The sequence below is a fragment of the Novosphingobium sp. 17-62-19 genome (assembly GCF_002256775.1).
In the GTDB taxonomy this organism is placed as follows: domain Bacteria; phylum Pseudomonadota; class Alphaproteobacteria; order Sphingomonadales; family Sphingomonadaceae; genus Novosphingobium.
This window is the reverse complement of the sequence record NZ_NCII01000021.1, coordinates 15,808-28,839: the sequence shown is the minus strand read 5'-3', so window position 1 is coordinate 28,839 and position 13,032 is coordinate 15,808. Positions and strand designations below refer to the sequence as shown.

19 protein-coding genes are annotated in these 13,032 nt (G+C 62.6%); 8 read left to right on the top strand and 11 right to left on the bottom strand.

What is annotated here, in order from left to right; all coding sequences use genetic code 11:
* The first annotated feature begins 88 nt into the window (after positions 1 to 88).
* From B7X90_RS05950 to B7X90_RS05940, 3 genes are read left to right on the top strand one after another with little or no spacing between them, the layout of a single operon-like run.
* Entirely contained in the window at positions 89 to 478 is a 390-nt protein-coding gene (locus B7X90_RS05950) for a nuclear transport factor 2 family protein (RefSeq protein WP_292622595.1), read from the top strand.
* Between the two features lie 13 nt (positions 479 to 491).
* Positions 492 to 944 carry a nuclear transport factor 2 family protein gene (locus tag B7X90_RS05945; RefSeq protein ID WP_292622593.1) on the top strand — a complete coding sequence of 151 codons (453 nt, stop codon included), beginning with the start codon at positions 492 to 494 and terminating at the stop codon, positions 942 to 944.
* A 7-nt stretch (positions 945 to 951) separates the two neighbouring features.
* On the top strand, positions 952 to 1,692 hold the full coding sequence (locus tag B7X90_RS05940) for an SDR family oxidoreductase (protein ID WP_292622591.1): 741 nt from the start codon (positions 952 to 954) through the stop codon (positions 1,690 to 1,692).
* Here the strand turns inward: B7X90_RS05940 and B7X90_RS05935 are convergent, their stop codons facing one another.
* The 7 genes from B7X90_RS05935 to B7X90_RS05905 form a co-directional block, all read right to left on the bottom strand.
* A complete protein-coding gene (locus B7X90_RS05935; protein WP_292622589.1) occupies positions 1,693 to 1,902 on the bottom strand; it encodes a hypothetical protein in 210 nt (69 codons plus the stop codon). It lies immediately after the preceding gene.
* A 9-nt stretch (positions 1,903 to 1,911) separates the two neighbouring features.
* Complete coding sequence (locus B7X90_RS05930; RefSeq protein ID WP_292622587.1) at positions 1,912 to 2,271, bottom strand: hypothetical protein; 360 nt, start codon at positions 2,269 to 2,271, stop codon at positions 1,912 to 1,914.
* An 84-nt stretch (positions 2,272 to 2,355) separates the two neighbouring features.
* The gene (locus B7X90_RS05925) at positions 2,356 to 2,793 is read right to left on the bottom strand and encodes an SRPBCC family protein (RefSeq protein ID WP_292622585.1); all 438 of its coding nucleotides are present in this window, start codon (positions 2,791 to 2,793) and stop codon (positions 2,356 to 2,358) included.
* Position 2,794: 1 nt separating this feature from the next.
* The gene (locus B7X90_RS05920; protein ID WP_292622584.1) at positions 2,795 to 3,280 is read right to left on the bottom strand and encodes a VOC family protein; all 486 of its coding nucleotides are present in this window, start codon (positions 3,278 to 3,280) and stop codon (positions 2,795 to 2,797) included.
* Entirely contained in the window at positions 3,277 to 3,642 is a 366-nt protein-coding gene (locus tag B7X90_RS05915) for a DUF1428 domain-containing protein (protein WP_292622583.1), read from the bottom strand. The genes B7X90_RS05920 and B7X90_RS05915 overlap by 4 nt, the downstream gene beginning before the upstream one ends.
* Positions 3,643 to 3,647: 5 nt before the next feature.
* A complete protein-coding gene (locus B7X90_RS05910) occupies positions 3,648 to 4,253 on the bottom strand; it encodes a TetR/AcrR family transcriptional regulator (protein WP_292622581.1) in 606 nt (201 codons plus the stop codon).
* Between the two features lie 123 nt (positions 4,254 to 4,376).
* Positions 4,377 to 5,024 carry a glutathione S-transferase family protein gene (locus B7X90_RS05905; RefSeq protein ID WP_292622578.1) on the bottom strand — a complete coding sequence of 216 codons (648 nt, stop codon included), beginning with the start codon at positions 5,022 to 5,024 and terminating at the stop codon, positions 4,377 to 4,379.
* Positions 5,025 to 5,103: 79 nt separating this feature from the next.
* Here B7X90_RS05905 and cobS point away from each other — a divergent pair, with 79 nt between their 5' ends.
* On the top strand, positions 5,104 to 6,084 hold the full coding sequence (gene cobS / locus B7X90_RS05900; protein ID WP_292622576.1) for a cobaltochelatase subunit CobS: 981 nt from the start codon (positions 5,104 to 5,106) through the stop codon (positions 6,082 to 6,084).
* A 59-nt stretch (positions 6,085 to 6,143) separates the two neighbouring features.
* On the opposite strand, the gene B7X90_RS05895 is transcribed toward cobS, so the two are convergent.
* Genes B7X90_RS05895 through fmt form a run of 3 tightly spaced genes read right to left on the bottom strand, consistent with a single transcriptional unit; the run spans position 6,144 to position 8,917 of the window.
* Complete coding sequence (locus B7X90_RS05895; RefSeq protein WP_292622575.1) at positions 6,144 to 7,259, bottom strand: zinc-binding dehydrogenase; 1,116 nt, start codon at positions 7,257 to 7,259, stop codon at positions 6,144 to 6,146.
* 3 nt (positions 7,260 to 7,262) lie between these two features.
* Positions 7,263 to 8,015 (bottom strand): tRNA pseudouridine(38-40) synthase TruA, encoded by a 753-nt coding sequence (truA, locus tag B7X90_RS05890; RefSeq protein ID WP_292622635.1) that lies wholly within the window; start codon positions 8,013 to 8,015, stop codon positions 7,263 to 7,265.
* A complete protein-coding gene (gene fmt / locus B7X90_RS05885) occupies positions 8,012 to 8,917 on the bottom strand; it encodes a methionyl-tRNA formyltransferase (RefSeq protein ID WP_292622573.1) in 906 nt (301 codons plus the stop codon). The genes truA and fmt overlap by 4 nt, the downstream gene beginning before the upstream one ends.
* Before the next feature lie 51 nt (positions 8,918 to 8,968).
* Here fmt and recR point away from each other — a divergent pair, with 51 nt between their 5' ends.
* The 4 genes from recR (at position 8,969) to B7X90_RS05865 (ending at position 12,575) form a co-directional block, all read left to right on the top strand.
* The gene (gene recR / locus B7X90_RS05880) at positions 8,969 to 9,565 is read left to right on the top strand and encodes a recombination mediator RecR (RefSeq protein ID WP_292622572.1); all 597 of its coding nucleotides are present in this window, start codon (positions 8,969 to 8,971) and stop codon (positions 9,563 to 9,565) included.
* A 78-nt stretch (positions 9,566 to 9,643) separates the two neighbouring features.
* Positions 9,644 to 10,210, top strand: a complete 567-nt coding sequence (locus B7X90_RS05875; RefSeq protein ID WP_292622571.1) for a peptide deformylase — start codon at positions 9,644 to 9,646, stop codon at positions 10,208 to 10,210.
* Between the two features lie 77 nt (positions 10,211 to 10,287).
* Complete coding sequence (gene rmuC / locus B7X90_RS05870; RefSeq protein WP_292622569.1) at positions 10,288 to 11,808, top strand: DNA recombination protein RmuC; 1,521 nt, start codon at positions 10,288 to 10,290, stop codon at positions 11,806 to 11,808.
* On the top strand, positions 11,805 to 12,575 hold the full coding sequence (locus tag B7X90_RS05865) for a hypothetical protein (protein WP_292622567.1): 771 nt from the start codon (positions 11,805 to 11,807) through the stop codon (positions 12,573 to 12,575). The genes rmuC and B7X90_RS05865 overlap by 4 nt, the downstream gene beginning before the upstream one ends.
* Here the strand turns inward: B7X90_RS05865 and B7X90_RS05860 are convergent, their stop codons facing one another.
* The gene (locus B7X90_RS05860; protein ID WP_292622633.1) at positions 12,576 to 12,980 is read right to left on the bottom strand and encodes an META domain-containing protein; all 405 of its coding nucleotides are present in this window, start codon (positions 12,978 to 12,980) and stop codon (positions 12,576 to 12,578) included.
* Positions 12,981 to 13,032 lie beyond the last annotated feature (52 nt).

Below are 13,032 nucleotides of genomic sequence, written 5' to 3'. Positions count from 1 at the left end.
TTCTCCCAAACGTGTCATTGAGGCTTTGACGGCCTTCTCATCGCAAGGCATACTCTACCAAATGTTATAAATAAAGGGGAGAGAACGCATGCCGCGCACCGTGCAGGAACAGGCCAATCACGATCTGGTGCTGGAGATGTATCACAAGGTCCTGATCGCGATGGATAGCAGCGCGGTGGACCGCTACATCGCGCCCGGTTACGTCCAGCATTCCTCGCTGGCCGAACCTTCGGTGGCCGCATTGAAGGGCTTTCTGGATCGCGTGCGCGCTGAATCGCCCGATGCCACGCAGACCATTCATCGCAGTTTTGTCGACGGTGATCATGTCATCACGCACACCCACGTGGTGCGCTGGCCGGGCGATGCGGGGCTGGCCGTGGTCGATATCTTTCGCGTGGCCGATGGCCTGATCGTGGAACACTGGGACGTGATCCAGGACGTGCCGGCAAATCCGGTAAACCCCAACAGCATGTTTTGAAGGGAGAAAAACGATGCGCCTTTTCACCACCGCAATTGCCTTCGCGCTAACCGCGAGCGCCGCGCAGGCCGAGGAATGCAAGCTGACGCCCAAGGAGGTTGTCAGCCAGTTCATGGACGAATTCTACATGCAGAAGAAGGTGCGCTCCTCCTTCGAAAAGTGGGTCGATCCGGGCTATATCCAGCACAATCCCTTCGCCGCCACCGGGCGCGACGCGGCGATTGCCTTTCTCGAACCGTTCGTGGCCAACAATCCTACGCAGAAGACCAAGATTCATCGCGTGATCGCCGATGGCAATATCGTGGCGGTGCACAGCCACGGTTGGAACGAAATGGGCGATGCAGCGGCCAAGCGCGGGTTCGCGGTGGTGGATATCTTCCGTGTCGAAGGCTGCAAGGTGATGGAGCATTGGGACGTCCTCTCCCCGGTTCCCGAAACCGCCGCCAACACCAACACGATGTTCTGAGGCGGTGTTGCGGTTCGATAACAAGTGCGTGCTGATCCTTGGCGGCACCGCCGGGATCGGCCTCGCCGCCGCGCGCATGTTCGCGGCTGAGGGCGCGAAGCTCGCCATCACCGGGCGCAATACCGATGCGCTGCGGGAGATTGCGGAAGAGCTGGACGCCCTGTGCATCCGTTCCGATATGGCGATCTTGAACGACACCAAAAGCGCCCTGAACGACACCAAGGAGGCCTTGGGCGGCATCGACGTGCTGTTCGTGAACGCCGGAGTGGGCGGTTTTGCGATGGTGCCCGATGTCACGCCGGAGTTCTGGGATCAGATCCACACCGTCAACTTGCGCGGCGCATTCTTTGCGATTCAAAAGGCCCTGCCGCTGATACGCGATGGCGGCTCCATCGTCATCACCGGCTCGATCGGATCGATGGCGGCGGTCCCCGGAAACGTCGCCTATGCAGCCGCCAAGGCCGGTTTGCGGGCGATGGCGCGGATTGTGGGCAAGGAACTGCTGGCCCGCCGCATCCGCGTGAACATGGTCAGCCCCGGCCCGACTGACACCGAGATCTTCAAGCGCGATGCAAGCGCGGAGGAAATTCAGGGGATGCGCGACATGCTCTCGTCCGTCGTGCCCATCGGCCGCATGGGCACGAGCGAGGAAGTGGCGCGCGCCGTGCTGTTCCTCGCCAGCGAGGAAGCGAGCTTTATCAACGGGGTAGACCTATGCGTCGATGGCGGGTGCATCGAGCTGGGCTGACTATTGCGGCCCGCCCTGCTTGGCAGCTTCGGCCAGCGTGCTGCCGCTCTTGTCGGGCAAGGTCCAGATGATCAGGTTCATCACCATCACGCTCGCCAGCGTGAGCATGAGGATGGGACGCTTGCGCTCTCCCCGCCGCAACAGAAACACCGCGCCGCCCACAAGGGCGACGGCAGCGAGCATCAGCAGGGAAAGCGCAGTATCGAGCATCAGGTTGCGTTAGCTGCCGAAAATGCCCTTGGCCATACCGGCAAGGTCATTCAACGGATTGCCATCGCCGTCCTTGTCAAGGAAGCCAGCGACCTTGCCGAGTGCATCGGGGCTTTGGCCGAGCATCGAGGCAAAGCTGGCGAGCGAGCCTTCGCCTCCGATGTGGCCGACGATTTCCTGCAGCTTCGACGCGTCCAGCCCGGAGCTGGCAGCAGCGGTTTCGATCGTGTCGTTCTTCGACTGGTGACCGGCAGCGAGCGCGGCAATGGCGTTTTCAGCCATGGCGGGATCGAGACCGACTTTGGCGGCAAGGTTCTTGATGTTGACGTTTTGCGTCACTTGACCAAGGATCGAATCAAACAGGCTCATTGCAGTTCCCTCCACAGCGGAAGCGGGAACCATAAACGCCTTCCGGGAACTTTCCAGCGCGGGATAGGGCCAAACTGGTTGCCGTTACTGCTCGCACAGGGCCTGAAGCTGATCGGCACAAGCGTTCCAGCCGGCCTCGAAGCCCATTTCCGCATGGTTGTTCATCGCTTCCTCGGTCCAGTGCCGGGCGCTGGCGGTGTAGCGGGTGCCATCGCCTTCGGGCGCGATTTCCCAGATGCCGATCATGAACGGATCGGAAGGCTGAAAATCTGCGGTTACCGCATCGGTCGTCACGAAGCGGCGGCCTTCTTCCCACGCAAGAAAAATGCCTTCTTGCGGCATTTCCTCGCCATCAGGCCCGTGCATCACCATCGCGCTGCGCCCGCCTGCACGGCGTTCCTGCGCGATCATGGTGATCCACCACGGCTTGGGGCACCACCATTCCTCCTGCCGATTGGCCAGAACGTCCCAGACCTTTTCAGGCGATGCGGCAATGTAGCGGGTGATCGAAAGTTCGTTCATGTCAGTTCCCTTTCGCTGCGGCTTCAATGGCAGCATGATCAATCTTGCGCATTGTCATCATCGCCGCGAATACGCGCGCGCGAACATCAGGATCAGGGTCGGACATCCCTGCGCTCAGGACGCGCGGCGTGATCTGCCAGTTCAGGCCCCATTTGTCCTTGCACCAGCCGCAAGCGCTTTCCGCCCCGCCGTTGCCGACGATGGCGTTCCAGTAGCGGTCGGTTTCCTCTTGCGTATCGGTCGCGACCTGAAACGAGAACGCCTCGGTGTGCGGGAATTGCGGCCCGCCGTTGAGGCCGATGCAAGGAGCGCCCAGCACGGTGAATTCGACCGTAAGCACCGTCCCCGCAGCGCCGCCCGGAAAATCGCCGGGCGCGCGGTGGATCGCATCAAGGCTGCTGTCGGGAAAGGTCGCAGCATAGAAACGCGCTGCCGCTTCGGCATCGGCATTGTACCAGAGACAGAGCGTGAGCGGGGGGGCCGTCACCGGTCAGCACCCAACGAAAGGAACGTGCTGAACCCGCCCACGATCATGCGTGCGCCGTCAAATGGCATGTCCATGGGTTCGGCCATTTCGGACATCAGCTTTTCCATCGCGGCATGGGCGGTATCGCGCGTAGCCTTGTCAGGCCATTCGGCCCAACTGAACACGATGGCCTCGTCTGCGGTCGCCTCGGTAGCGCGGTAATAGTCGGTGCGCTTGCCGTGTTTGACATCGTCACCCCAGGCTTCGACCACGCGCAGGGCACCGTGTTCGATCATGATCGCATCGAACTGGCGGGCAACCTCTTCGTACTTTTCGCGGTTGGCGGTGGGCACCGCCAGAACGAACCCGTCGATATAGGACATGGCACTTACTCCTCTTGGTTTTCCCTTCCGAACAACATCGCGAAATAGCGCCGCAAGTGCGCAAGCTGTTCGCGCGCAAGGCTGGCGGCACATTCTTCGGGCTGGGTCTTGGCCACCACGAAAGCGCCCTGAATGACGGCCTGAACATGCCGCGCAAGGCTGGCCCCGGTCGTGCCTGATACGCCGCACTGAACAATGGCTGCATCGAGATCAGCCTCGAGCGCGTTGGCATTGCCCATGATGCTGGCTTCGGCGGCAACGCGGATTGCAGCGCTGGAGCGGAATGCCTCTTGCACCAAGGTTCCCGCAACGCAGCTAAATGCCTCGGGTGGTCCGCCGATCAGGGCGATGCGTAGATCGAGGTAGCCCAGCGCCCGGTCCACCGGGTCAGGCAGATCATGGAATGGGGCGCTTGCGAAAAACGCGCTGGTGCTGGCCGACCAATAGTCTGCCGCAGCAACCCCCAGCGCTTCCTTTGAAGTGAAGTGGTGGAAGAATGCACCCTTGGTCACACCGGCTTCGGCGCACAGCTGATCGACCGAGGTGGCGGCATAGCCGCTGGTCCGAATCAACTTCACCGCCGCCTCAAGCAGCTTGTCCCGCGCGGTCACGGCCGGGGGGCGAAAGGGGCGATTCGGGATCATACCCAAAGACATACCGACTAGTTGGTATGTCGCAAGGTCAAAACGTTGAAGCGATGCGGGAGAGCGTCACGGCGCTCTCCCGCAAGCGTATCACATTGCCATGATACGCTGCGCGATCGGCTCCTCCTTGGCTGCAACTTCTGCCCACGCAGGCCGGGCTGTGACGCGGGCATACCATGCTGCCGTATTCGGCCGCGCGGCAGCGTCCACACCGTGCCCGACATAGGCGAGAGTGCGGAAGATCGAGGCTACGGCTATGTCTGCGATGGAAAACGTATCGCCCAGTAGCCAGCCATCGGCGGGTGCCTGCGTTTCAAGCCAGTCCACCCAGCGCGGCAGTTCAGCCTCACCCTGCAGGGCCAAGGCCTCGTCCCCGCCAACCTTGAGCAGCTTTGGCCCGACAAGCCGGTTGAACAGTATCTTGAGGCCCGAGGCTGCCAGCACGGTATCGGCAAACTCGTCCCAGAACACGGCCTTGGCACGCAGCCTGGGATCGTCCGGGATCAGTTGCAGTCCAGAGTACTGGCCATCGAGGTAGAAAGCGATGGCCGTCGAATCGGCCAGCGTGAAGCCATCATCATCAATCGCCGGAATCTTCCCCAAAGGGCTGCACGCGAGAAAATCAGGATCATTGCTCCCCGGCCCACCCCGCGCCAAGTCCCAGGAAACGCCCTTTTCCGTAGCGATAACCGCCACCTTGCGCACAAAAGGGGATAGCAGCGCACCATAGAGCTTCATCGAAATTCTCCCATTCTATCGGACAGGTCCTTTGAAACCTTATTGCAGCGCAGCGCCCGCGCGTATAGGCGAAGCGGTGATGAGCGAACTTCCGAACAGCCACGCGACGACGCTGCTCGCCGCACCCGATACGCAAATCGATGTCCGTGAGACTTTCGGCATCGATATCGACATGAAGGTCCCCGCGTTTTCGCGGGCTGACGAGCGTGTGCCCGATGTGGACACGACCTATGTGTTCGACCCGGACACCACGCTGGCGATCCTTGCAGGCTTTGCCTACAACCGCCGCGTGATGGTGCAGGGCTATCACGGCACCGGCAAATCGACTCATATCGAACAGGTGGCCGCGCGCCTCAACTGGCCGTGCATCCGCATCAACCTTGATGCGCACATCAGCCGTATCGATCTTGTCGGCCGCGATGCGATCGTGCTGCGCGATGGCCTGCAAGTCACCGAATTCCGCGAAGGTCTGCTGCCATGGGCCTTGCAGACGCCGACAGCGCTGGTGTTTGACGAATACGACGCCGGCCGCCCGGATGTGATGTTCGTGATCCAGCGCGTGCTGGAAACCGAGGGCAAGCTGACGCTGCTCGACCAGAACCGCGTGATTCGCCCCAACCCCTATTTCCGCTTGTTCGCCACGGCCAACACGGTGGGTCTGGGCGATACCAGCGGGCTGTATCACGGCACGCAGGCGATTAACCAGGGCCAGATGGACCGCTGGAACCTCGTCGTCGCGCTGAACTATCTGGCGCAGGAGACCGAGGTCGAAATCGTCAGCAAGAAAATGCCCGAACTGGACACGCAAATCGTGACCGACATGGTGCGCGTTGCGAACCTGACACGGCAGGGCTTCATCAATGGCGACATCTCGACCGTGATGAGCCCGCGCACGGTGATTTCGTGGGCGCAGAACAGCAAGATATTCAACGATGTCGGCTTCTCGTTCCGCCTCTCGTTCCTCAACAAGTGCGACGAAACCGAGCGCGTGCTGGTGGCGGAATACTACCAGCGGGTGTTTGGCAAGGATTTGCCGGAGAGCGTTGCGCACCGGGGCTGATTGTTTCCAGCGCTGAAATTGAAAAGGCCCCCGCGATTGCGAGGGCCTTTTTCGTTGGATCAACCGTTCGGCGTAATCAGGTACTTTTCGCCCGTGCGGCGTGCGTTGTATTCCAGCGCCGCATCGCGGGTAAGTGCCTGTTCCAGCGTGACGTGCGCCTTGTAGTTGCTGGCAAAAGTCGTGGTCAGCTCGGCCATCACGCGGCGGCGCATCTTGTCCACCACTTCGGCCCCGAGCTTGGCCATCCACGGCGTCAGCAACCAGCCTGATACGTCCCAGCTGAAGCCGAAATTGCGTGTCAGCACCGTGGGTGACATGTCGAGCGCCCCGTAGATGAAAGCGTGCTTCGGGCTGTTCGAGCCATAGCGGCTGTAGGCCGCGCCCGAATTGGCCACTTGCTCCATCACGGTCATGATCTGGCTGACCAGCTTTCCACCGCCGATTGCATCGAATGCCATTGTCGCCTTGGTGGCTCCAACCGCAGCAGCAAGGTCTTCGAGGAACGTGTCCTTCGAACTGTCCACCACATGCTCTGCGCCCAGCCCCTTCAGGATCGCCACTTGCGCATCGTTGCGCACCACGTTGACCAGCGGGATGCCATCGGCCTGGCAGATCTTCACCAGCATCTGCCCAAGGTTGGATGCGGCAGCGGTGTGGACCAGGGCCTTGTGGCCAAGGTGGCGCATCGTTTCGGTAAAGCTGAGCGCGGTCAGCGGGTTGACGAAAGCAGACGCGCCCTGCTCAGCAGTGATGCCCTCGGCAAGTTCGAGGCATGTCGCGGCGTCCGCCACGGCCAGCGTGGAATACATGCCGCCGGGGAAGCAGGTGACACGCTTGCCAAGCAACGCCTGCGCTTCGGCCGCATTACCCGCCGCAATGACGGTGCCCGCCCCCTCGTTGCCCACCGGCATGGCAGCGCCGTGGCGCGCGGACATCGCGCGCACCGCAGGATCGGGCATCCGCGCGACGATCTTGCCGCTTGAGAATTCAGCGTTTGCCACATCTGCCGGGCCGAACAGCAGGCCTAGGTCCGAGGGGTTGATTGGCGCTGCTTCCACACGGATAACGACCTGACGCCCTTCAGGCTGTGGCAGGGTGAAGTCCTCAAGCGCAACGGTCAGCGTGCCGTCGGAATCAAGTTTGGAAACAATGCGCTGGCCGTTCAGGTCGGTCATCTTCTACTCTCCGGGATAGTTTGCCCGGACGAAGTATAGACCTTCCGACGGCGCGTTAAGTCCTAATTTGCTACGGTCTTTTGCGGCAAGTGCATCCCCCACCTGCGCCACGCGCCATTGCCCCTGCCCGACCAGCGCCAGACAGCCGACCATCGAGCGCACCTGATGATGCAGGAAGCTGCGCGCGGCGGCTTCCACGATCACACGATCGCCCTCGCGGCGCACGTCAAGCCGGTCGAGCGTCTTGACCGGGCTAGCCGATTGGCAGTGGACCGAACGGAACGTGGTGAAGTCGTGGAGGCCAACCAGAAGCTGCGCCGCCTCGTGCATCGCGTGCTCGTCCAGTGGTTTGGCAATCCGCCACGCTTGGCCAAGGTCCAGCGTCAGCGGCGCACGGCGGTTGATGATGCGGTATTCATAGGCGCGGCCAAGGCACGAAAAGCGCGCGTGCCAGTCCTGCGCCACTTCGATACAATCGAGCACCGCCACGGCATGTTTCGCCTTCCGCAGATGCGCGTTCAGGGCTTCGAACATGCGGAAGGGATCGAAGCTGCGCGCCAGATCGAAGTGCGCGCGCATACCGAGCGCGTGGACGCCGGTGTCCGTGCGCCCCGCCGCATGGACTGCCACTGTCTCTCCGGTGACCGAATGGACTGCATCTTCCACCGCCTGCTGGACACTGGGGCCATGGGATTGGCGCTGGTAGCCCATGTAGGCCGCGCCATTCCATTCGAGCGTGAGGGCAAAGCGCATCAGCTGAGCCTGATCCCCGCCGCAATCGCCCGCCCGCGCAGCAGCGCCGCCGCATCCATCGCAGGACGCCCTGCACGCTGGACAAGTGTAGGCCGGATCGCGCCTTGCCCGCAGGCAATGGTCAGCGCATCGTCAAGCGTCTCACCCGCAGTGCCGCTTGCGCCAATCACCTCTGCGGCGAGCACGCGATACCGCTCGCCCTCAAGCTCGAAGAACGCCCCCGGCGATGGCGCAAAGGCGCGGACCTGTCGTTCCACGTCCACGGCATCGCGCGCAAAATCGAGGCGGCTTTCGGCCTTGTCGATCTTGTGGGCGTAGGTCACGCCGTCGTCTGGCTGAACGACCGGCGGATACGTGCCAAGGTCCGCCAGCACCGAAACCATGAGCGCCGCGCCCTTCTCCGCCAGTTCGGTCGTAAGATCGCCCGCCGTCTTGCCATCGACCGGCGTTTCCACGGTGGCGAGCATCGGCCCCGTATCCAGTCCGCGCTCCATCTGCATGATCGTGACGCCCGTCAGCGCATCGCCCGCTAGGATCGCGCGTTGCACCGGCGCGGCGCCACGCCAGCGCGGCAGAAGCGAGCCGTGGACGTTGAGGCAACCCAGCTTTGGCGCATCCAGCACCGCCTGCGGCAGGATCAAACCATAGGCGGCCACCACGGCAACGTCGGCCTCCAACGCCGCAAAGGCCGCTTGCTCGTCAGCATCTTTCAGCGAGACCGGCGTGCGCACTTCGATCCCATGCGCCTCTGCCGCCAGATGCACGGACGATGGTTGCAGCTTCTTGCCCCGCCCTGCGGCACGCGGCGGCTGGCTGTAGGCGGCCACCACATCGTGCCCTGCAGCCACCAGCGCTTCCAATGTCGGCACCGCAAATTGGGGCGTTCCCATGAAGATGATGCGCATAAGCTACAAGAAGGCCTTCCGTTTGTCGCACCCGGCCCTATCTGTGCTGCCATGGCATCGCAAGAGATCGAGGCGCTTTCCGGCGCATTGGCGCGTCTACCGGGGCTTGGCCCCCGCTCGGCCCGGCGCGCGGTGCTGTGGCTGATCAAACGGCGTGAGACGGCGCTGCCACAACTGCTGGCCGCGCTCACCCAAGTGCAGGACCTGCTCGTCGAATGCGACACGTGCGGGAATGTGGATACCACCAACCCCTGCGGCATCTGCACCGATCCCCGGCGCGATCAGCGTTCGATCTGCGTGGTCGAGGAAGTGGCGGACCTCTGGGCGCTTGATCGCGCGCGGCTGTTCACGGGCAAGTACCACGTGCTGGGCGGCCGACTTTCGGCGCTGGAAGGCGTGCGGCCCGAAGACCTGACCATCGGGCAGTTGCTGGATCGTGTGGCGCAGGGCGGGGTCGATGAGGTCGTCCTTGCCATGAACGCCACGCTGGAGGGCCAGACCACCGCGCATTACATTGCCGAGCGACTGGAAGGCGCGACGGTGCGGGTGACGCAACTGGCGCATGGCCTGCCGGTGGGCGGCGAGTTGGACTATCTGGACGAAGGCACGCTGGCGCAGGCGCTCCGGGCGAGAAGGCCGGTGGGGTGAAAACTGCGGCTGCGCGGGTGAGCGCTGCCTTTGCGTGACAGCCTTGCGACTCCCCCCCACATTCACTATCTGCCCCCAATGGCTATCCGCGAAATCATCGAAGTCCCCGACCAGCGCCTGAAGCAGGTCTCCGTCCCCGTCGAAAAGTTCGATGACGAACTGCGCACGCTCGTGTCCGACATGTTCGAGACGATGTACGACGCCCCCGGCATTGGCCTGGCCGCCATTCAGGTGGGCGTGCCGTTGCGCGTGCTGGTGATCGATCTTCAGCCCGAAGACCCGGACGCAGAGCCAGTGGCTTGCGATCACGATGGCCACCACCATCACCACACGCCCACCAAGCGTGAACCCCGCGTGTTCATCAATCCCGAAATTCTTGATCCTTCAGACGATCTGCGCCTCTATCAGGAAGGCTGCCTCTCGGTGCCCGAGATCTATGCCGAGGTCGAACGCCCCGCCCGCATCCGCGCGCGCTGGCAGGATCTGGATGGCAGCATCCACGAAGAAGAGATGGACGATCTGATGGCCACGTGCCTCCAGCACGAAATGGACCACCTCGAAGGCATCCTGTTCATCGACCACCTCTCGCGCCTAAAGCGCGGCATCGCGCTCAAAAAGCTGGAAAAGCTGCGCAAATACGCCTGAGGATAGTTGCCCCAAGGCTGGTTGCCTTGGGGCACCACCTAAGTTAAGTTCATGCTTCGTTCTGTATTGGAGCAAGCGTGGACCCCGTTCTGATTCTCGTCGTGATCCTTGTCCTTCTGGCTGGCCTTGCCGTCGGCTGGTTCTTTGGCTCGCGCCCCGTGGCCGAATGGCGCGCACGGGCCGATAGCCGCGATGCCGAAGCCAAGGCGCACGAAGGCACGGTCAAGGCGATGACGGTTGACCTTGCGGCCATGAGCGAACGGGCAAAGGCGCTCGAAGCAGGCCTTGCCGAATTGCAGGACGTGCGCCGCCACCGCGATGAACTTGCGCCTGCCCTTGCCGCTGCCCGCCAGAGCGCTGCCGATGCTGAAGTGGTGCGCGCCGAACTCATCCGCATTCGCGACGAGCGCGACAGCTTCCGCACAGCGGTTGAGCGCATGAAAGCCGATGCCGAAAACTTTGCCGAACAGAAGCGTCTGCTGATTGCGGCGCAGGAAGCGCTGCGCAAGGAATTCGAGAACGCCGGCAACAAGGTGCTGGAAAAGGCGCAGGAGACGTTCCTTGCGCGCGCACAATCGCGGTTTGAAGAAAGCGAAAAGACCAGCGCCGAGCGGCTGAAATCGTTGCTCGCCCCGGTCGATCAGCGGCTGCGCAGCTATGAAGAGCAGGTTGGCAAGCTGGAGAAGGAGCGCGTCGATGCGTTCGGCAATCTGACCGGCCTGATCCAGTCGATGCGCGATGGGCAGGAAGCCGTGCGCGCCGCTGCGGCGCAGCTTGGCAACTCCCTGCGCAACGGGCCCAAAACGCGCGGTCGCTGGGGAGAATTGCAACTGCGCAATGTGCTGGAACAGTGCGGCCTTGCCGAACACACCGATTTCGTCACCGAACATTCGGTCGATACCGACGAAGGTCGCTTGCGTCCCGATGCCATCGTGCGCGTGCCGGGCAATAAGCTGCTGGTGATCGACGCCAAGGTCTCGCTCAACGCCTATCAGGATGCGTTCGAGGCCGAGGATGACGACACCCGCAAGATCGCGCTGAACGCCCACGTCCAGTCGATGCGCAACCACATCCAGACGCTTGGGGCCAAATCCTACCAATCGCAGTTCGAGGAAGCGCCGGACTATGTGCTGATGTTCGTTCCCGGCGAACACTTCATTGCTGCCGCGCTGGAGCGTGACCCCGGCTTGTGGGACTTTGCGTTCGAGCGCCGCGTGCTGCTCGCCAGCCCCACCAACCTTGTCGCCATCGCGCGCACTGTGGCGCAGGTCTGGCGGCAGGATGGCTTGGCCCGTGAGGCCCGCGAAATCGGCAAAATGGGCGGCGAACTCTATGACCGGCTTGCCGTCGCAGCCGAACACCTCAAGCGGGTCGGCAACGGGCTCGACAGCGCGGTCAGCAATTACAACAAGTTTGTCGGCAGCTTTGAACGCAACGTGCTGTCAGCCGGGCGTCGCCTGAAAGACAAGCATATCGAGATCGGCAAGCGTGAATTGGAAGAAGTGCCGCTGGTCGAAGCCGCACCGCGCTATGCCGATGCGGAACCAGCGGCGCTGGCAGCAGTTGCCAACGATGAAGGAGACGTGGCGGCGGAATGAACAGGGGGCATCGGTCTTGCATCGTTTCCTTTGCCGCCGCGATGGCGCTGGCGGGGTGCGACAGCGAACCGCAGCCTGAACCTTCTGCTTCGGCGGCCGCTGTCGCACCGGTAGAACCAGCGCCCTGCCTTGCCCCTCCGCCTCAGCCTGAACCCAGTGCCTCTGCTTCAGTGATTGCGGAAGTGCCGGAAGTGTTTGCTGGAGTGCGCTACGCCCCGCAGGACGACTGTTCAGTCCAGCCCGGGTGGCCAGCGTTCCGCAAGGCGCTCGTCACCGCCATCCAGACGCGCGATGCCGATGGACTGGCAACGCTTGCCGCGCCGGACATTGCGCTCGACTATGGCGGCGGCAGCGGCACAGCGGAACTGAAGAAGCGCCTTGCCGATCCAAAGACTGGTTTATGGCAGGAACTTGACGCGATCCTGCCGCTGGGTTGCGCAATGGAGGGCGGCCTCGCCGCGATGCCATGGGTATTCTGGCATGTGCCTGAGGACATCGACAGCTACAATGCGATGCTCGTAATGGGCGATCAGACGCCCTTGCGCGACAAACTCGATGGCAAGGCCATCAGCCCCGTAGGCTGGTTCATTGTCGGGATCGACCCGATGGGCTTCGATCCAAAGGCCCCTTCCACGCGGGTAGCGCTCCGCAACGGACAGCAAGGCTGGGTAGAAACCGAAAAGTTGCGCAGCCTGCTCGACTACCGCCTGATTGCCGAACCGCAGGACGGAACGTGGCGCATTACCGCATTCATAGCTGGGGATTGATCAGTCGACCTCAAGCTGAAGATCGAGCGCGTGTCCGCCCGAAACCAGTCGCATGGTGGAACCCGTGCGCTGCATTTCCGGCGCAGCTGAGAGCAAAGCGTTAACCGCTTCTTCCTGCTGCCAGACCGGCCCTTCACAGTACATCCGCGTTGCCATCAGCGGGCCTGCAAGCAAACGCCCGGCTTCCACGCGATAGTCACCACCAATACCATTGCAGCCGACATTTGCACCCAAGCGTACGTCATCAAAACGCATCGTCGCCTTATCCGGGGCAACCGGTGGCGCGCCATCAATGCGCACGATGGTCCAGCGCGTGCCCGCCAATCCTTCCGAGGCAGTCGGTGCAGTGGCGCAGCTGCCCAACAAGGCGGCTGACAGGACAATCGAGGCAAGGGCCGAGCGCATGGCCACTCTATAACCCCATGCGACTGACCGAAGGATTAACCGGACAGTACGT